Origin of the sequence: Klebsiella africana, from assembly GCF_020526085.1 — a bacterium.
GTDB lineage: Bacteria > Pseudomonadota > Gammaproteobacteria > Enterobacterales > Enterobacteriaceae > Klebsiella > Klebsiella africana.
The window spans coordinates 2,346,990-2,366,138 of sequence record NZ_CP084874.1 but is presented as its reverse complement, the minus strand read 5'-3'; the positions used below and the strand labels follow the sequence as shown (position 1 = coordinate 2,366,138).

Annotated in this window: 18 protein-coding genes and 1 pseudogene; 5 read left to right on the top strand and 14 right to left on the bottom strand. The window is 58.4% G+C overall.

Annotated elements, in window-relative coordinates; genetic code table 11:
• The first annotated feature begins 6 nt into the window (after window positions 1-6).
• Window positions 7-1,623 carry a carbohydrate porin gene (locus LGL98_RS11555; protein ID WP_136032729.1) on the top strand — a complete coding sequence of 539 codons (1,617 nt, stop codon included), beginning with the start codon at window positions 7-9 and terminating at the stop codon, window positions 1,621-1,623.
• Between the two features lie 40 nt (window positions 1,624-1,663).
• Here the strand turns inward: LGL98_RS11555 and LGL98_RS11550 are convergent, their stop codons facing one another.
• The 6 genes from LGL98_RS11550 to LGL98_RS11525 form a co-directional block, all read right to left on the bottom strand.
• On the bottom strand, window positions 1,664-2,110 hold the full coding sequence (locus LGL98_RS11550; protein ID WP_136032728.1) for a hypothetical protein: 447 nt from the start codon (window positions 2,108-2,110) through the stop codon (window positions 1,664-1,666).
• A gap of 78 nt (window positions 2,111-2,188) precedes the next feature.
• Window positions 2,189-2,485, bottom strand: a complete 297-nt coding sequence (nadS, locus tag LGL98_RS11545; RefSeq protein ID WP_004180116.1) for a NadS family protein — start codon at window positions 2,483-2,485, stop codon at window positions 2,189-2,191.
• 75 nt (window positions 2,486-2,560) lie between these two features.
• Window positions 2,561-2,878, bottom strand: a complete 318-nt coding sequence (locus tag LGL98_RS11540; RefSeq protein ID WP_136032726.1) for a type II toxin-antitoxin system RelE/ParE family toxin — start codon at window positions 2,876-2,878, stop codon at window positions 2,561-2,563.
• Window positions 2,879-3,084: 206 nt separating this feature from the next.
• Window positions 3,085-3,312 (bottom strand): tautomerase PptA, encoded by a 228-nt coding sequence (pptA, locus tag LGL98_RS11535; RefSeq protein WP_136032724.1) that lies wholly within the window; start codon window positions 3,310-3,312, stop codon window positions 3,085-3,087.
• Window positions 3,313-3,382: 70 nt separating this feature from the next.
• Window positions 3,383-4,000, bottom strand: coding sequence for a glutathione S-transferase family protein (locus LGL98_RS11530; RefSeq protein WP_136032722.1), 618 nt, complete (start codon window positions 3,998-4,000; stop codon window positions 3,383-3,385).
• 83 nt (window positions 4,001-4,083) lie between these two features.
• A complete protein-coding gene (locus tag LGL98_RS11525) occupies window positions 4,084-5,088 on the bottom strand; it encodes a LacI family DNA-binding transcriptional regulator (protein ID WP_136032719.1) in 1,005 nt (334 codons plus the stop codon).
• A gap of 304 nt (window positions 5,089-5,392) precedes the next feature.
• Here LGL98_RS11525 and LGL98_RS11520 point away from each other — a divergent pair, with 304 nt between their 5' ends.
• Window positions 5,393-6,589 (top strand): L-talarate/galactarate dehydratase, encoded by a 1,197-nt coding sequence (locus tag LGL98_RS11520; RefSeq protein WP_136032717.1) that lies wholly within the window; start codon window positions 5,393-5,395, stop codon window positions 6,587-6,589.
• A 205-nt stretch (window positions 6,590-6,794) separates the two neighbouring features.
• Window positions 6,795-8,105 (top strand): MFS transporter, encoded by a 1,311-nt coding sequence (locus LGL98_RS11515; protein WP_136032715.1) that lies wholly within the window; start codon window positions 6,795-6,797, stop codon window positions 8,103-8,105.
• Between the two features lie 65 nt (window positions 8,106-8,170).
• Here LGL98_RS11515 and LGL98_RS11510 read toward each other — a convergent pair whose 3' ends face one another.
• From LGL98_RS11510 to LGL98_RS11475, 8 genes and pseudogenes are all read right to left on the bottom strand, one after another.
• Entirely contained in the window at window positions 8,171-9,022 is an 852-nt protein-coding gene (locus tag LGL98_RS11510) for a transporter substrate-binding domain-containing protein (protein WP_168435346.1), read from the bottom strand.
• Between the two features lie 38 nt (window positions 9,023-9,060).
• Complete coding sequence (locus tag LGL98_RS11505) at window positions 9,061-9,840, bottom strand: amino acid ABC transporter ATP-binding protein (RefSeq protein ID WP_025712680.1); 780 nt, start codon at window positions 9,838-9,840, stop codon at window positions 9,061-9,063.
• Complete coding sequence (locus LGL98_RS11500; protein ID WP_008804709.1) at window positions 9,824-10,750, bottom strand: amino acid ABC transporter permease; 927 nt, start codon at window positions 10,748-10,750, stop codon at window positions 9,824-9,826. Before LGL98_RS11500 ends, LGL98_RS11505 begins: the two co-directional genes overlap by 17 nt.
• 9 nt (window positions 10,751-10,759) lie before the next feature.
• Window positions 10,760-11,269 (bottom strand): GNAT family N-acetyltransferase, encoded by a 510-nt coding sequence (locus LGL98_RS11495; RefSeq protein ID WP_136032713.1) that lies wholly within the window; start codon window positions 11,267-11,269, stop codon window positions 10,760-10,762.
• 11 nt (window positions 11,270-11,280) lie between these two features.
• Window positions 11,281-13,544 (bottom strand): annotated as a pseudogene (locus LGL98_RS11490) (NtaA/DmoA family FMN-dependent monooxygenase).
• 24 nt (window positions 13,545-13,568) lie between these two features.
• On the bottom strand, window positions 13,569-14,690 hold the full coding sequence (locus tag LGL98_RS11485) for a M20 peptidase aminoacylase family protein (protein WP_136032708.1): 1,122 nt from the start codon (window positions 14,688-14,690) through the stop codon (window positions 13,569-13,571).
• A complete protein-coding gene (locus LGL98_RS11480; RefSeq protein ID WP_136032706.1) occupies window positions 14,680-15,687 on the bottom strand; it encodes an MsnO8 family LLM class oxidoreductase in 1,008 nt (335 codons plus the stop codon). The genes LGL98_RS11485 and LGL98_RS11480 overlap by 11 nt, the downstream gene beginning before the upstream one ends.
• Before the next feature lie 91 nt (window positions 15,688-15,778).
• On the bottom strand, window positions 15,779-16,330 hold the full coding sequence (locus LGL98_RS11475) for a P-loop NTPase family protein (RefSeq protein WP_136032875.1): 552 nt from the start codon (window positions 16,328-16,330) through the stop codon (window positions 15,779-15,781).
• Window positions 16,331-16,575: 245 nt separating this feature from the next.
• Here LGL98_RS11475 and LGL98_RS11470 point away from each other — a divergent pair, with 245 nt between their 5' ends.
• Both LGL98_RS11470 and ansP read left to right on the top strand, forming a co-directional pair.
• A complete protein-coding gene (locus LGL98_RS11470) occupies window positions 16,576-17,463 on the top strand; it encodes a LysR family transcriptional regulator (RefSeq protein WP_136032704.1) in 888 nt (295 codons plus the stop codon).
• 189 nt (window positions 17,464-17,652) lie between these two features.
• Entirely contained in the window at window positions 17,653-19,107 is a 1,455-nt protein-coding gene (gene ansP / locus LGL98_RS11465; protein WP_136032703.1) for an L-asparagine permease, read from the top strand.
• The last annotated feature ends 42 nt before the right edge of the window (window positions 19,108-19,149 follow it).

Sequence of the window (19,149 nt, the reverse complement as noted above, 5' to 3'; positions counted from 1 at the left end):
ACTTTTATGCGTATCTCTGTGATTAGCGCAGCGGTTTGCTGCGCCCTTTTTCCGCTCATCAGCGTCAGCGCCGCCGGGTTGAGCGTGGAGCAACGGCTGGCGCAGCTGGAAGCGCGCCTCAATCTCGCTGAACAGCAGGCCAGCGAGGCCAGCCGCCGCGCGCAGCGGGCAGAACAGCAAACTGCCGCCGCCGAACAGCGCGCCGCAGCGGCGGAGCAGCAGGTGCAGGCGCTTAGCCAGCAGACCACGGCTCGCGAACAAAAACAGCAGGCCACCAATCGGCAGCTGAGCGAACAGCTGGCGAAGCGCGCCCCGGACGATGGCTTTACCTTTAACGCCTATGCCCGTTCCGGGATGTTAGTCAACAGCCATGGCAAAGGCGCCCGCGGCGGGCCAGGCGTCTCCCCGGCCAGCTCACTCAACGGCGATGCCCATGTCGGTCGTCTCGGTAACGAAAAAGATAATTACGCTGAGCTGAGCTTTGGCAAAAAGCTCACCTTCAACGATGGCTCATGGGCGCGCTTTAAGACCATGCTCGCCGACGGGGCCACCAACCCGGATCCGTGGGTTCAGGATAACGACAGTCACCATCTGAACATTCGTCAGCTGTACGTCGAAATGGGTAACTTTGCCGAATTCACCGGTCCGTTAAAACGCGCCTCAATTTGGGCCGGTAAGCGCTTCGATCGGGATAACTTCGATATCCACTTTACCGATAGCGACATTATGTTCCTCGGCGGTACCGGCGGCGGGATCAATGATGTCGACTGGGGAAGCGGCCTGCGCGGCGACTATTCGGTGTATGCACGTAACTTCGGCGACCTTGGCAGCGATAATTACGCGGATAATGACATCCAGAATCTGCTGTTCACCGCCAACCATTTTTACGGCAACTGGCAGCTGATGACCACGGTGATGACCGCCCAGGGCAACGATGACCTGAAAGATAATACCTCGACCACCGGGAGCTATGCCCTGCGCAGCGACAACACCGCCAAAAACGGCTACTACGCGATGCTGGCTCTGCACGACAAACAGCAGTTCTACGGCCTGGCGCCGGGGGTGTCTGAAAGCGCCCTGCAGTACGGCGTCGGGCTGGGCGCCGAAGCGCGTCAGCCGGGGAGCGATGGCGATCTGACCGAGAACGCGGCCTCCCTGCGCTTTGCGTCGTATGGCATCCTGCCGTTGGGGAAAAACTGGCAGCTGGCGCCGTCGGTGATAGCCCAGCACAGCGAAGACCGCTATCGCGACGGCGACCGCTACGACTGGGCGACGTTTAACCTGCGGGTATCACAGGGGATCTCCGCTCACTTCGCCCTGCTGTATGAGGCCTCGTGGCAGTATATGGATCTCAATCCGAACGGGCGCAGCTATCGCTATAATGACAACGTTTATCAGTATCAGGCGGTGCGCGGTGATTTCTACAAGCTGACCTTCGCCCCCACCTTTAAAGTGGGTGATGTGCTGGATATCAAAGCGCGGCCGGAAATCCGCTTCTTTGCCACCTGGATGAACTGGGATAAAGCGCTGGATCGCTACGCGATAAATGACGATTTCGGCAGCAAAGGCTTTACCGCCGGCGGGACATGGAACTTCGGCGTGCAGACGGAGATTTGGTTTTAATCAAACGGCCCGTCCGGCTCAAATGCCAGGACGGGTTGATTTAAATACACGCTGTTAATTTGTCACTATGCCAGTGCTGTATGAAGTAATATAAACTCATAAAATAAAAACCATAACAGGCTAAAAAGATAAAGGTTGTTTTTATAATTCCAACAAGTGACTTTCGTTTTTTCTCAACGATGAGAAGATCGTGAAACCTTTCTTGCTGTTGTTCTGGTGTTAAATTATCAACTATTTTATTTTTTATATCATCGTGAATCTTTTTAAACGTTCGCTTTTCACCTGGAAAGCTACCGTGTTGTAGAAACAAAAAAATAAAGAAAAGCATAACGAATGCTAATATCCGAATACTGGGTTCAGTTACCCCCCAGCATCCAAGGGTAGCAATAAACAACCAGATACCATGAGTGTTTGCTCGCGCTCTAAACCTATCAATATGAGCGCTGTATTTATTGATTTCTTCCAAAATAGAATCATTGGTTTCCATACGTAATGCACTCCTTTTTAAAGGCCCCGGTTACGAAAGAGGGCAAACTCTGCCATTTTCCTTGCGAAGAATAACCTTTCAAACAACCTTCAACAAGTTGATAATCAATGGATTACCCTGAAGCAATAAAAGCAGCTTTCTGGCTGCACCGGTTGGGTGACGTCGTTTCGTTTCCCAGCTTTTAACCAACTCGTAGCTAACGCCAACGGCCGCTGCAAAGTCCTGCTGTTTTAAACCTGTGGCTTCACGTATCGCTTTCACGTCAATTTCGCTGAAGGTATGAACGTGCTGCTCCTTCGGCATTTGTTCACCTTTCTCGATCCTGACCATTTCTTCTGCACTCGCCAGCAGATCGGCAAACAATTCGTCTTTCATATACACCTCAGTTGGCTCTCTGGCGCTATCGACTTTTCCATCATTAATAGCTCAGCCTTACTTTATGTTTATATGCTAGTTTATTAAATCAGCCACTTGTCTCAACATCTTTTTTTGCTCCTGATTTAACTCATCCTGTTCATTTTTAGGATAGATGGGCGCCAGGTAAATTCTTCCCTTTTTCGTTACATTATAGTAAATCACTCGTACACCGCCGCGCTTCCCCATCCCGGGACGACTCCAGCGAATTTTACGAAAACCACCGGTTCCCGAAATTGTGTCCCCAGCCTCGGGATCGTTTATAAGGATTTCCTGAAAGGCCCGAAATTCATCATCCTGCAACAGCACCTGGCGTCGCTTACTGAAACCTTGTAGTTCAATAAAAGTCAACATCTCATTCCCTGATGTCCTGACGACTTACCAAATAACATACATGTACCGGGTACACTAATCAAGGAGTTTATGTACCCGGTACATTTTAAAAAATTCACCCATAACAAAATTCATCAATCAGCACTTCGCCAAAGAAACACCTGCCGGAGGCGGCGCAAAGCCCCTTGCCGTTGGACAAATGCGCAGCATCGCCTCCGGGTGTCGGGTTACATGCTATAACCCGGCTGCTTAATCAACTGCGCCATCTGCGGGGCGATCTCACTGTCCCACACCGCCTGCCACGCCTCCGGCTCAACCTGAGTGAGCGCGACGCTGACGGCGCTCTCTTTGCTGTTCAGATGGCGGATCAGTACGTCAGTGATGTCGGCGGCCAGCGCGGTTTTCTGTTCGTCAGTCAACTCACGGGGAAAGCATTTAATATCAACATGCGGCATAACAAAAACTCCTTGTGGTCAGAGCCATAACGCTACCACAGAATGGCCGTTATGGTTGGCATCGCGTGCGTTAAATCAGCTTGTTACGGCGCAGCGCCGCGGCCAGCTCCGGTCGCTGACAGACCGCCCGGGCGACGGCGGCGAATTTTGGCGTGTGGTCGTCAAACCACGCCTGCCGCGGCCCCCAGCGGTACATCGCCGCGATATAACAATCCAGGAGGGTGATCGACGCGCCCAGCGCCCACGGCCCGGCGGCCAGCTGCTGTTCGAACCAGAGATAGAGATTTTTCCGGTACTGGCGACAATTCTCCACCAGCTGCTCCGCCGCGGCGGGCGCCCAGCGTTCCGGGTAATCAGCATAGGTAAAGGTGGGATAGACGTTGGCCACCAGCCAGATCAGCAGACGCTGAAACTGCGGACGCTGCGGCGTCCCCGGCGCGGGGGCCAGATCGGGACGCTGGTCGAGGATCATCAGCGCGATAGCGGCGCTTTCGGTCATGATGCTGCCGTCGGCCAGCTGCAGGGTGGGCACCTGGCACAGTGGGTTAATCTGCCGCAGACGCTCGCGCGTCGGGCCGGGCTGGTCAAAGCCCTCCACATCAACCACCTCGTAGGGAATATCGGCCAGGGAGAGCATCAGCTCGCTAATCGTCGAGCCCCATCCCGGCACGCCATAAACGGTTATCATGGTCTGCCTCCAGGGTAAAGCCTAAGTGTAGGCAGAAAACCGCCGCTCACCCACCCGGCATACCGCACCCTGAAAAAGCAGGCCTACGCCGATTCCCGCGCCACCAGCTGAAAGCCGATATCTATAATCACCCCGCTTTCTTCTCCCCCTTCGATACGGTCGGCCAGCAACGTAGCGGCCCGTTCGCCGATGGCATGGCGGTCGACGCTGACGGTAGTGATGGCCGGACGATTGCTGGCGGCGAAATCCAGATCGCCAAAACCGATCACCGCCAGATCCTGCGGTACGCGTAGCCCCCGGCTTTCGGCTTCCATAATCGCCCCCTGGGCGAGGGTATCTGAGCTGCAGATGATCACATCAAACTCGCCGGCGGCCAGCAGCTCAGCCATACCGCTTCGTCCCAGCGCCAGCGACGCCGGAAGCGGCACTTCAACCTGAGGCGCATGGTCCAGCCCTTTTTTAGCCAGTCGGGCACAGAGCCCCTGCTTACGCAACATCGCGCGCGCATCGCCCGCCCACAGCAGACCCGGACGCCGATAGCCTTTCTCCAGCACATACTCGCCAATGGTTTCGCCAACTTTTTCATGGGAAAAACCGACCAGCATATCCAGCGGCGTCGGGGTGAGATCCCAGATTTCCACCACCGGCGTGGCGGCGTTAAGAATCGTTTTCTTTAACAGCGGCGCATGCTGGATGCCGGTTAACACCACGCCATCGGGGCGCCTTGACAGTAAGGTGGAGACCAGCTCGGCTTCGGTCTGTCGGTCATAGCCTGCTACGCACAGCAGCATATGGTAGCCGCGCGCCGCCAGAGTATCGCTTAGCGCCTGGATAGTATCGACAAACATATTGTTGTTGATCTGCGGCACCACGACCGCCACCAGCTTGCTGCGCCTGGAGGCAAGTCCGCCGGCCAGCGCATTGGGGATATAGCCCGTCGCTTGCACCGCCTGCATCACTTTCTCTACCGTTTTTGGCCTGACCAGCTGGGGCGCATTCAACGCCCGACTGACCGTCATCGGCGACAACCCGGCGCTGCGAGCCACATCCTCCAGCGTCGGCGCCCGCGTCGGTTTTTTGCTTTTCACGGCTAAGCCCCTGTGTTAAGTCGTTTCCTGTGGGCATTATTGATGATGCCCCACGCAATTGCCAGCGCCCGCCGCTTCTCCCCTAACAGAATCAATGACCTGCAACTCAAAATGTTATCGCTATCATTTTAACTTGTCACATTTCACAAACTGTTTTGGATTGTGACCTGCACGGCAAAGTTTTCGCCTTTATAACGGCTAATTGTGATCGTTTGTACAAATTAAAACCACTAGCGTAGCGACAAAAGCATTTCACCATTACAAATGATAGCGCAATCATTTTATTATCAAAAAGGACACCACTATGACCTCAAGCGCCAATTCCGAGTCCGTAACCTACGCCAAAGCTTTCGGCGTCAAAACCGCCGCAGAAACCGGCGACCGCATTGACCACGTTAAACTGTCGCTGGCTTTTCTGCCGCTGGCCACCCCCGTCAGCGATGCCAAAGTGCTGACCGGTCGCCAAAAACCGCTGACCGAAGTGGCGATTATCATCGCGGAAATTCACTCCCGGGATGGATTCACCGGCGTCGGCTTTAGCTACTCGAAACGTGCGGGCGGCCAGGGCATTTACGCTCACGCCAAAGAGATAGCCGATAATCTGCTTGGCGAAGATCCGAACGACATCGACAAGATCTACACCAAACTGCTGTGGGCTGGGGCTTCCGTCGGCCGGAGCGGAATGGCGGTACAAGCTATCTCCCCTATCGATATTGCCCTGTGGGATATGAAAGCCAAACGCGCCGGTCTACCGCTGGCGAAACTGCTGGGTTCACATCGCGATTCCGTGCAGTGCTACAACACTTCCGGCGGCTTCCTGCATACCCCCCTGGATCAGGTGTTGAAAAACGTGGCTATCTCCCGTGAAAACGGCATCGGCGGGATTAAACTAAAAGTCGGTCAGCCTAATACTGCCGAGGATATCCGTCGTCTGACGGCGGTGCGTGAAGTGCTGGGCGATGACTTCCCGCTGATGGTCGATGCCAACCAGCAGTGGGATCGCGAAACCGCCATCCGCATGGGGCGCAAAATGGAGCCGTTCAATCTGATCTGGATTGAGGAGCCGCTGGATGCTTATGACGTTGAAGGACACGCGCAGCTGGCCGCCGCGCTGGATACGCCGATTGCCACCGGCGAGATGCTGACCAGCTTCCGCGAACATGAGCAATTGATCCTCGGCAACGCCAGCGACTTTGTGCAACCGGACGCCCCGCGCGTCGGCGGGATCTCCCCGTTCCTGAAAATAATGGATCTGGCCGCGAAGCACGGTCGCAAGCTGGCCCCGCACTTTGCAATGGAAGTACACCTGCATCTCGCCGCCGCCTACCCGCTGGAGCCATGGCTGGAGCATTTCGAGTGGCTGAATCCACTGTTCAATGAACAATTAGAACTGCGCGATGGGCGGATGTGGATTTCCGAACGCCATGGTCTGGGCTTCACCCTCAGCGAGCAGGCCCGCCGCTGGACCCAGCAAAGCTGCGAGTTTGGAAAACGCCCGTAATCACGTTCCCAGGATAATGACGCCAACGCCTTATCCGGGCTACGGATCCGCAGACCACTGAGGAACCGTAGCCCCGGTAAGCGCAACGCCACCGGGGATAAACCTCTGACCCGCTGTACTCGCAATACACGAAATCCTGCAGCCAGCATCAAGGCTGGCATGGAGGATGATGTGTCTTCACAACCCTGCAAAGGAGTTGAATAACATGCAACAGCAACTAAAACGCAGCAACGTGCGTTACGGTATATTAGTTTTTTTATTTCTCGCGACCGTATTTAATTATGCTGACCGGGCCACCTTGTCCGTTGTCGCGCCGATGATGAGTAAAGAGTTAGGTTTTAACCCAGAGGCAATGGGCCTGGCCTTTTCGGTGTTTGGTATTTCCTACGTCATTATGCAAATCCCCGGTGGCTGGCTGCTGGATAAATATGGTTCGCGGTTGGTCTACGGCTGCGCGCTGATTGGCTGGTCGGTCGTCACTATGTTTCAGGGCACTATTTATCTGTTTGCCAGTCCGCTGGTGGTGCTGGTGATCCTGCGTCTGATGATGGGCGCCATTGAAGCGCCCGCCTTTCCGGCCAACAGTCGCCTGAGCGTCCAGTGGTTTCCCAATAAAGAGCGTGGATTTGTCACCTCGGTCTATCAGGCCGCGCAGTATATTTCGCTGGGCATTATTACGCCGCTGATGACCATCATTCTGCATAATTTAAGCTGGCACTATGTCTTTTATTATATTGGCGCTATCGGGGTGGTGCTGGGGATATTCTGGCTGGTAAAAGTGAAAGATCCTGCACATCATCCTAAAATTAACCCACAGGAGCTCGATTATATTCGTGAAGGCGGCGGCGTACCGGAATTAGGTAGCCAAAAAACACCGCAAAAATTAACTCTCGCGCAGATTAAAAGCGTTTGCGTCAATCGCATGATGATCGGGGTATATATCGGCCAGTTTTGCGTCACTTCGATTACCTGGTTTTTCCTCACCTGGTTTCCGACTTACCTCTACCAGGCCAAAGGCATGTCAATCCTCAAGGTCGGGTTTGTCGCCAGTATCCCGGCCATAGCCGGCTTTATCGGCGGCCTGCTGGGCGGCGTATTTTCGGACTGGCTGCTGAAACGCGGCTACAGTCTGACCACCGCCCGTAAGCTCCCGGTGATCTGCGGCATGCTGCTCTCCTGCGTCATTGTCGTCGCCAACTACACCGCCTCGGAAGTGGTGGTGATCGCCGCCATGAGCCTGGCGTTCTTTGCCAAAGGTTTCGGAAACCTCGGCTGGTGCGTGCTGAGCGACACCTCGCCAAAAGAGATGCTCGGTATTGCCGGCGGCGTGTTCAATATGTGTGGCAACCTGGCTAGCATCATTACCCCGCTGGTCATCGGGGTGATCCTCGCCAATACCCACTCCTTTGATTACGCCATCCTCTACGTCGGTTCCATGGGCGTGCTGGGCCTGTTCTCCTATCTGTTTATCGTTGGGCCTCTGGATCGCTTGACGCTCACTCCGCGCACCGTTTGATTGAAGACCCTGGCGAGCATTCGCCTCCGCTGTTTCGCGTCGTACTCCGGCGAAACAGCGGTTTTTTAGTAGGTTATCCCCGGCGGGTTAACCACCGACTGCGTCACCGCTTCGCCCTGTTCTCCCCAGCGCGCCAGCACCTGCTGATATTCACCGCGGGCAATCGCCCCGTCGAGGGCCGCCTGCAGGGCATAGACCAGACCGTTGCCTTTTTTGGTGGTTGTCGCCACCCACGCTTTTTTCGGCCCCAGGCCCACCACCCGGGTCTGGCCGTTAAGCGCCGCTTTATAGGCTGCCACCGACTGCGGGCCGAAAAAGATATCCGCCCGCCCGGACTGGATATAGAGGTTGCCGGAGGCATCATCGGTCAGGTAGACCGGCTGGGCCTGCGGCCGTCCGGCGGCGCGGTTGTCCTCGTTCCAGCCCAGCAGGATCCGCTCCTGATTGGTGCCGGACCCGACGATCACTTTGCGCCCGGCGAGGTCGGCGGGTCCGTTTACCGCGGCGATGTCGCTGGTGGATTTCACCGAAAAGGCCAGGGAGTCCACCCGGTAAGTGGCAAAATCGAACTTCTCTTTGCGCTTCTCGGTCACCGCGATATTGATCAGCGCCACATCGTAGCGGCCGGAGGCGATGCCCAGCGGCCAGTCCTCCCACGCGGTGGGCACCAGCCTGAGCTTCAGGCCAAGGCTTCCGGCCAGCAGGCGGGCTATATCCGGGTCGCTGCCGATCCGCGTGCGGTTGTCGCTGGCCAGCAGCGCCAGCGGCGGCGAATTGAGCGCCGAGATCGCCACCGTCAGCGTCCCCGGCTCCACGAAGCGATAGCCCGGCGGGATTTTCGCTATCGCCTGCGGGTCACGGGTGACCGGCAATGGCTGCTCATTGGCGCGCAGATCCAGCGCCGCGTGAGCGCTCATGACAAACGCGCTGAGAAAAAGGGTCATTAGCGCTCTTTTCATGACGGCAGCACCCTGGATAAAAACTGTCGGGTGCGCGGATGCTGCGGATGGTTGAGCACCTCGTCGCTGCTGCCCTGCTCGACGATCCTGCCGTCGACCATAAACACCACCTGGTCGGCCACCTCGCGGGCAAAGCCAATCTCGTGGGTCACCACCACCAGGGTAGTGCCGGAGCGCGCCAGCTTTTTAATCACATCCAGCACCTCGCCCACCAGCTCGGGATCCAGCGCCGAGGTGGGTTCATCAAACAGGATCACCCGCGGGTCCAGCGCCAGCGCCCGGGCAATGGCGATACGCTGCTGCTGCCCGCCGGAGAGATGCCGCGACCAGGCGTCGGCTTTATTGCGCAGTCCGACGACGTCCAGCAGTTCCCAGGCACGGGCAATGGCCTCTTTGCGCGTGACCTGCTTGTGGGCGATCGGCGCTTCTATCAGGTTCTCCAGCACCGTCAGGTGCGGAAACAGGTTAAAGTTCTGGAACACGTAGCCGACGTTGATCCGTTGGCGGAGGATCTCCTTCTCTTTCATCTCATACAGCTTGTCGCCTTTGCGGCGATAACCGATATAGTCGCCGTCAATCTGAATAAATCCCTCATCGACACGTTCGAGGTGATTGATAGTGCGCAGCAGCGTGGACTTGCCCGAGCCGGAAGGGCCGAGGATCACCGTCACCGTGCCCGGGGGGATCTCCAGCGACACATCGTCCAGCGCCTTGTGGCGGCCATAGTATTTGCTGACCCCGGTGATAGAGATATGGCCATTATGAGAGCTGGGCATGAACGGCCTCCTGCGGCTGTGGTTGACGTGCGGGTTGATTCAGACGACTGCTGCGGGCGCTGTTTACCGCCGAGCGGCGCTCGCTGCGCGCCAGGGCGCGTTCCACCAGATACTGAATGGCGGAGAGGACGCTGGTGATCGCCAGATACCAGGCGGCGCCGACCATCAACAGCGGGATCACCTCCTGGGTACGGTTGTAGATCATCTGGATGGTGTAGAACAGCTCCGGCATCGCCAGGACGTACACCATCGCCGTTCCCTTGGCCAGACTGATGATCTCATTGAAGCCGGAAGGCAGGATGGTGCGCAGCGCCTGCGGCAGAATAATGCGCAGCGTACGTCGCCAGGCGGGAAGCCCCAGCGCGGCAGCGGCTTCATACTGCCCATGGTCGACCCCCAAAAAGCCGCCGCGAATGATCTCCGCGGTATAGGCGCTCTGCACCAGCGTCAGGCCCACCACCGCCGTGGAGAATTGCCCCAGCACGTTAATGGTCTGATAGCTGGCCCAGGTGACGCCGGTAAACGGGATCCCCAGCGACAGGGTGTCGTAGAGATAGGAAAAGTTGTACAGAATAATCAGCACTACAATCAGCGGCAGCGAGCGAAACAGCCAGATATAGCCCCAGGCGAGGCTGCTGAGCAGCCACGATGAGGATAAGCGGGCCAGCGCCAGCAGGCCGCCGAAGATCACGCTCAGCACCGTGCCGAGCAGGGTCAGGAGCAGGGTTTGACCCAGCCCCTCGAGGATCACCGGGTCGAAGAACCAGCGGGCGAAGACGCCCCACTCCCAGCGCGGGTTAAAGGCCACCGACTGGATCACCACCGCCAGCACCAGCAAGGCCACCAGCGCCCCGACCACCCGCAGCGGATAGCGCGCCGGCACCACTTTGATCGTTTCAGATGAATGCATCATGCCTCCTCAGGCGCTGTGGCTGTAGGCGCTCACCGCCAGCGCTTTAGTGAACCGCAGCCGGCCATCGTACGGCGGCTGACTGTACTCTTCCGGGTCTCGCGTGAGGTCAAACTGCGCCTCATACCCCTGGCTGAGATAGAGCTTTACCGCCTCCGGCTGACGGAAGCCGGTGGTCAGGTAGATATGGCTGTACCCGGCCAGCACCGCCCGCCGCTCCAGCTCCTGGACCACCTTCGCCGCCAGCCCCTGCTGGCGCAGACGACGGTGCGTCCAGATACGTTTGATCTCCGCGGTGTGGCGATCTTTCGGCTTATAGGCGCCGGTGGCGACAATTTCGCCCTCGCGTTCAAGGACGATAAACAGCCCCTGCGGTGGCACATACCACTCACTTAACTCCACTTCCGCATCGCGGGAAAAATAGTCGCCGTAGCGGGCGGCATATTCGGCAAACAGCCCGCTAAGAATCGGCTGCAGCTCCGGAGCCTCCGGAGAAATATCACGGAATGCTTCGCTCATCGCGCCTCCTGTCAGTCGCCCAGTCCGGGTGGGTTGATTTCTGATTGCGGAATACTCTCCACCCCTTCGCCCCAGCGGTTAAGCACTTTGGCGTAGTCCCCGCTGGCGATAGCGCCGTTCAGCGCCGCCTGGACGGCATTCACCAGCCCGCTGTCTTTTTTCAGCGTCACCGCGATATGCGCCGCTTTCGGCCAGCCGCCGTCGACGCTGCCCACCAGTTTGGTTTTGCCGGTCAGCGCCGCCTTCCACGCGCCAATCACGTTGGGGCCGAAAAAGGCGTCGGCTCGCCCGGTCTGCAGGGCCAACGTCTGGGCGGCATCATCCTTGGTGTAAACCGGGGTAAACGGCTTCAGCCCTTTTTTGATGTTCTCCGCGTTCCACGCCAGCAGGATCGCCTCCTGGTTAGTACCGGAGCCGACGATAATCTTCAGCCCGGCGATATCTTCCGCCTTGTCAATTTTGCTCAGCGGACTGGTGCTTTTGACGTAGAAGCCCAGCGAGTCTTTGCGGTAGGTAGCGAAATCAAACTTCTCTTTACGCTCTTTGGTGACGGTAATATTGCTGATCGCGGCATCATATTTGCCGGAGGTGACGCCCAGCGGCCAGTCTTCCCATGAAGTAGGAACCACGTTCACTTCCAGTCCGAGGCTCTCCGCCACCAGTCGGGCGATATCCGTCTCGCTGCCGAGCAGGGTTTTGTTGTCATCGGCGAAGACCGTCAGCGGCGGTGAGTTCAGGGCCGCTACCGCGACGGTGAATTTCCCCGGCACCGCCAGATGCAGATCTTTCGGCAACAGGGCAATGGCCTGCGGATTTTTCGCTGTGTGAATCGGCGTTTTGTTGGCCTCCAGGCTCACCCCGGTGCCATTGATCTTGACGTCCTGTGCCCACGACGAGGCGCTAAATGCCAACGCGACGGCCAGCAAGAGTGTTGTTTTTTGCATAGCGTGATTCTCTTTTATTATTTTTGGAATTGATTAGCGGGTTGCGCCAGGCCCAGACTTTCCCGCAGGGTAGTGCCCGGATAGTCGCGTCGGAACAGTCCGCGCGCCTGAAGCAGCGGAACCACCTCATCCACAAAGCGCGGGAAGGTTTCCGGCGTGCCGCCCTGGATAATGAAGCCGTCCGCCGCATGCTGTTCGAACCACAGTTGCAGGCCATCGGCGACATCGCTGGCGGTGCCGGTAAAGCGCGGACGCGGGCTGGCTGCCTCCAGGGCCACCTGGCGCAGGGTTAATCCTCGCTCGCGGGCGTGACGTTTAATCTCGTCGGTGGTGCTGCGGAAGCTGTTCTGTCCCAGGTCGCCAATATCCGGGAACGGTTCATCAAGCGGATACTGCGAGAAATCGTGGTGTTCAAAATAGCGCCCGAGATAATTCAGCGCATCCTCGATGGAGACCAGCGCCGCGGTGGTCTGATACTGCCGCTCCGCGTCCTCAGCGTCATCTCCGACGATGACGCTGACGCCCTGGAAGATATGCAGTTGATCCGGGGTGCGCTGATATGCGGCGAGTTGGCTTTTGACATCCTGATAAAATGCCTGCGCCTCGGCCAGCGAGTCCTGATGGGTAAAAATGGCATCGGCGTGGCGTGCGGCTAATTTTTTGCCGTCGTCCGACGCGCCGGCCTGGAAAATAATCGGTCGGCCCTGCGGCGTGCGGGCAATATTCAGCGGCCCGACGACTTTAAAGAAATCGCCGTGGTGATCGAGCGTATGCAGTTTATTTTTATCAAAGAACTGGCCAGTCTCCTTATTGCGCACAAAGGCGTCTTCTTCCCACGAATCCCATAAGCCTTTCACCACCTGCAGATACTCATCGGCAATGCGATAGCGCAGCGCATGATTCGGATGTTGGGCGCGGGAGAAATTTTTCGCCGATCCTTCCAGCGGCGAAGTGACGACATTCCATCCCGCCCGTCCCTGGCTTAAATGGTCGAGGCTGGCGAACTGGCGAGCGGTAGTAAACGGCTCGCTGTACGACGTCGATAACGTCCCCACCAGCCCCAGACGCCGGGTGACTGCGGCCAGTGCGGAAAGTACCGTTAAGGGTTCGAAGCGATTTAAAAAATGGGGAATAGATTTTTCATTGATATATAAACCGTCGGCGACAAAAATAAAATCCAGCTTCCCCGCTTCCGCTTTTAACGCCGTCTGGGTGACGAAGTCAAAATTAATACTGGCGTCCGCCTGCGCCGCCGGATGACGCCAGGCGGACATATTTCCCGATGCGCCATGTAATATCGTTCCCAGACGCAATTGTCGATTTCCAGACATAGCTCCCCCTTCCCCTGTCATCCATTAAATATGTTGTAATGCCTGTTCCGCCAGCTGGGCGAAATAGTGTGCTGCGGGCGCAATAAGACGTTCGTCCGGATTAAATGCCGGATGGTGCAGACCATATTCGCTGGCGCTGCCGATGCTGACGAACGCCCCGGGAATATGCTGAAGATAGACCGCAAAATCTTCGCCGCCGAGATGCAGATCGGCGTGATGGGTGCGGTACCCGGTCTGGGCCGCCACGTCGCTGGCGAAGTCGGCCCAGCGGGCGTCGTTGACCAGTGCCGTTGGGCCGGCATACCAGAAGACATCAATCTGTGCGCCAAAGGCGCTGGCGAAACCGGCGGCGATCTCGCTGACCCGGGCCTTGACCCGTTGCTGCACGTCACTGCTGTGGGTGCGCAGCGTCCCTTCCAGCTCGACGCTCTCCGGCAGCACGTTCCAGGTATTGCCTCCCTGGATCCGCGTCACGCTGAGCACCACCGAGTCGAGGGTGTTCACTTCCCGGCTGGCCACGCTCTGCAGCACTGTCACCAGCTGGCTGGCCAGCAGGATCGCATCCTTGCCTTCATGTGGGCGCGCGGCATGCGCCCCCTTCCCGGTCACTTTGAAGACGAAGCGGTCGACGTTGGCGTAGAACGCGCCGCCGCGGGTGGCAAATTCCCCCACCGGCAGGCCGGGCTCATTGTGCATACCAAAGATCGCCGACACGTCCTCCAGCGCCCCGGCGCGGATCAGGGTTTTCGCCCCGCCAAAATTTTCCTCCGCCGGCTGAAACAGGATCCGCACCCGCCCCGGGAGTTCCGCTTCCCGCTCCTTCAGCAGCAGCGCCGCCCCCAGCATCACGCTGGTGTGAATATCATGGCCGCAGGCATGCATCACCCCTTCATTTTGCGAGCGGTAAGGCAGACCGGTCGCCTCCTCAATGGGCAACGCGTCAATGTCCGCCCGCAGAGCAATCACCTTGTCGCCGCTGCCGACTTCGGCGACCAGCCCGGTTTTCAGATCGTAGGGCAGCAGGGTTAGCCCACCGCTCAGCAGCCAGTCGCGGATCCGCGCGGTGGTGGCCACCTCCTGCAGGGAGAGCTCCGGGTTCTGGTGCAGCTCGCGCCGCCAGCTAATCAGTTGTTGTTCAAAGGACATTCAGCACCTCCTTGCCGTAGTGAACCTGCGCCAGCAGGCGCAGGGAGTGCAGGCGCGCTGGCCCGTCGCTAATAGGGGTATCAATGATGAGTTCATCCAGCTGATCTTCCGCCTGCAGCGCGTCAAGCCGGGCTTTAACCTGTTCGGGAGTACCGGAGATCAGTGAGGATTCGCGGCGGGCAATGCGCGTCGGTCGGCTGCCGGCCTGGCGGGCAAAGGCGACGGCCTGCGCCTCACTGCCGACGGTCACTCGCTGGCCGTTCTCCAGCTCGACGCCCCACACCTCGACCTGCTGCGCCAGCGCGGCGGCGGTGGCCGGATCGTCAGCCACCACCACCTGCACGGCGACGATCGCCTCACGCGGGCTGAGCTCACGCCAGCGGTTGAACACGGAACGGCGCAGCGCGCTGTCGCCATTGAGATGGGCGGCAAAGACAAAGTTCCAGTCAAGACGGGCGGCCAGTTCCGCACTCTCCAGGCTGGCGCCGAGCAGGAAACCGTCGGCCCGGCGCGGCGGGATCGGCGTGGCGCGCAGGCTCTCCTCTCCCCCTGGCTCAGTCAGTGACAGCCAGTTATCCAGCTGCGCCAGCTGATCGGCAAAGGTGCCTTTCTCCTCCTGATGCAGGCCCTGCTGCAGGGCGCGGGTGGAAAGCGGCAGGCCGCCAGGCGCCTTGCCCACCCCGAGATCGATACGACCCGGCGCGAGGGCGGCCAGCAGGTTAAAGTTTTCCGCGACCTTATAGGGGCTGTAGTGCTGGAGCATGACGCCGCCGGATCCGAGGCGAATGCGCCGGGTGTGGCCCAGCAGCCAGGCGATAACCAGCTCCGGCGAGGGGCTCGCCAGCTGATCGGTATTGTGGTGTTCGGCGACCCAGAAGCGGTGGTAACCCCAGGCTTCGGCGTGTTGCGCCAGCGTTAATGTACGCGCCAGCGCCTGCGCAGCGGTTTCCCCTGCGGCAAGCGGACTTTTATCCAGGATACTGATTCGATAAGACATTTCGCAGGCTCATGTGAAAGTACGTGCCTGCATTATTAAAATCTCTGCTAACCATTGAGAAACAATTAATTCACATGTGTACTGCTGAAAATTAGATATGCCCGCCTGAACGCTGCGCTTCCAGCTCACGGAGCAGCGCCTCAGCCTGCCGGGGATTGCGTACCCGGACGAAGCGAATATGGCGATATTGCGGATCCTGCATATCGGCCAGATAGCGTCGACGATGCTGCCGCCAGGTCTTCAGCGTCCAGAGGATAATGGATTCCCGGCTGCAGAACGAACGGCGAAAGCTCTCGCAGTTGCCCGTGCCCGGCCACAGCTCCTGATGTCGCCACGCCCGGCTCGCCGCCCGCCCTACCGCCTGGCGGAGCGTGCGCCAGAAACCATAATCTACCCAGATCACCATATCCACCGCACGCCATTTAACGCTGCGGCTGCGATTGTAATTGCCATCCAGCACCCAGCCCGGCGTGGCCGTCGCGGCGGCAATGGCGGCGAAAAATGCCTCATCCGGTGCGCCCTGCCAGTTCGGCCGCCAGTACAGGCGATCGAGCTCGATCCACGGCAGCCCCAACCTGAGCGCCAGGTGCCGGGCCAAAGTGGATTTGCCTGAGCCGCTGGTGCCGACCACGTTGATGTTCATCTCTGTTTCTCCCTGGCTGTCAGATTCGCGTTGGCGATGCCCTTCGGTCATGCCGCGCCAGTGAATGTCGATTCGCCTGGCGCTGGCGTTTTTTGGCCTATTACAATACCTGCCCTGCGCAGATGAATAAAACACCCGCCATAACCATTATGCTCCACTGTGTTCGGCCATCAGGCTGGCAGAATCCCCAGGCCGGGCTTACACTCTGCGTACCTGTGAGCGGTATTCATCAATCCGGAAAGATTATGCTAAAAGAGAACGTAAACGATCTGCTCTCCTTCATGGTGGTAGCGCGTGAGCGCAGCTTTACCCGCGCGGCGGCCCAGCTTGGCGTGTCGCAATCGGCGCTCAGCCATGCTATGCGCCATCTTGAAGCGCGGCTCGATGTGCGGCTGCTGACCCGCACCACCCGCAGCGTGGTGCCGACCGAAGCGGGCGAGCGACTGATTCAGCGCCTCGGTCCGCATCTGGAAGAGATGGAGCAGGCCCTGGCCGCCCTGCGCAACACCCGAGAGCGCCCGGCGGGCAACCTGCGCATCACCGCCGGGGAGCATGCCGCCAGCGCGGTACTCTGGCCAGCGCTAAAGCCATTTATGCTGCAATATCCTGATATTAACATCGAAATCACTGTTGATAATGGGCTCACGGATATCGTGGGTGACCGCTTCGACGCCGGGGTGCGTCTCGGCGAACAGGTGGCAAAAGATATGATTGCCGTGCGCATCGCCCCGGATATGCGGATGGCGGTGGTGGGTTCGCCGGCCTATCTGCAGCGGGCCGGTACGCCGCAAACGCCCTGGGATCTTGCCCAACATCGCTGCATCAATCTGCGCCTGCCGACACGAGGGGGACTTTACGCCTGGGAATTTGCCCGCGATGGACGGGAGATTCAGGTGCGGGTGGAGGGACAGCTGATCCTCAACAGCCTGCCGCAGCGCATCGACGCGGCGGAAGCGGGCCTCGGACTGGCCTACGTTCCGGATGACAGCGTGGCGGAGGCCTTAGCCAGCGGCCGGCTGGTGCGGGTGCTGGCGGAGTGGACCCCCGCCTTCCCCGGCTACCATCTCTATTACCCCAGCCGGCGCCAGCATACCAGCGCTTTCACGCTGTTACTGGAAACTCTGCGACGCTGATCTCATTGATAAATCTGTCAAATGCTATCGGTAAATGTTTTAGGTGCGTAACTATTAGGTTACGTGTAGGATTCAGCGCCATGTCTGAGCTTATCTCCTACGTCAGAATGATGAGAAAGCCAGCATAATGTGCCAGCCGTCCTCCATTCCGGCTGCAAACATGGGCATTGACAGGAAACTGATACATCAATGAATACGAAACACGAAAATGCAGCGGAGCATCATGCTGCAAAACGCCACTGGCTTAACTCACATGAAGCGGGTTATCACAAAGCGATGGGCAACCGTCAGGTACAGATGATCGCCATCGGCGGCGCCATCGGTACCGGTTTGTTCCTCGGCGCCGGGGCACGTTTACAAATGGCAGGGCCAGCACTTGCCCTGGTCTATCTGGTCTGCGGCATCTTCTCCTTCTTTATTCTTCGCGCCCTCGGCGAACTGGTTCTCCACCGCCCCTCGAGCGGCAGCTTCGTCTCTTATGCCCGGGAATTCCTCGGTGAAAAAGCCGCTTACGTGGCCGGCTGGATGTACTTCGTTAACTGGGCGATGACCGGGATTGTCGATATCACCGCCGTGGCGCTGTATATGCACTACTGGGGCGCGTTTGGCGATGTGCCGCAGTGGGTCTTCGCCCTCGGCGCGCTGGCGATCGTCGGCACCATGAATATGATCGGTGTGAAGTGGTTCGCCGAAATGGAGTTCTGGTTCGCGCTGGTTAAGGTGCTGGCGATTGTCGCTTTCCTCGTGGTCGGCACCATTTTCCTCGGCTCCGGTAAGCCACTGGACGGCAATGCCACCGGTTTCCATCTGATCACCGATAACGGCGGCTTCTTCCCGCACGGCCTCCTGCCGGCGCTGGTGCTGGTGCAGGGCGTGGTCTTCGCCTTCGCCTCCATTGAGCTGGTAGGGACCGCGGCCGGCGAGTGTAAGGATCCGGAGACAATGGTGCCGAAGGCCATCAACAGCGTGATCTGGCGTATCGGCCTGTTCTATGTCGGTTCGGTGGTACTGCTGGTGCTGCTTCTGCCGTGGAACGCCTACCAGGCCGGACAAAGCCCATTCGTCACCTTCTTCTCAAAACTGGGCGTACCTTATATCGGCAGCGTGATGAACATCGTGGTGTTAACCGCCGCCCTCTCCAGCCTCAACTCGGGTCTCTACAGCACCGGGCGTATTCTGCGCTCGATGTCGATGGGGGGCTCCGCGCCGAAATTTATGTCGAAGATGAGCCGTCATCATGTGCCTTACGCCGGGATCCTGGCGACGCTGGGGGTATATGTAGTCGGGGTTTTCCTCAACTATCTGGTGCCGTCGCAAGTGTTTGAGATCGTACTTAACGTCGCGTCGCTGGGGATCATTGCTTCGTGGGGCTTTATCGTGGTGTGTCAGATGCGTCTGCGCAAAGCGATCAAGGAAGGGAAAGCGGCAAAGGTAAGCTTCAGAATGCCGGGAGCGCCGTTCACCTCCTGGCTGACGCTGCTGTTCCTGTTCAGCGTGCTGGTGCTGATGGCCTTCGATTATCCGAATGGTACCTACACCATAGGATCAATTCCGCTGCTGGCGGTGCTGTTGGTGGCTGGCTGGTTTGGTGTGCGTAAACGCGTGCATGCCATTCACAGTACGGCGCCGACGCTGAAGAAGTAACGGTCAGGACTCCCGGTTTGTCCATCGCGGGCAAACCGGGAG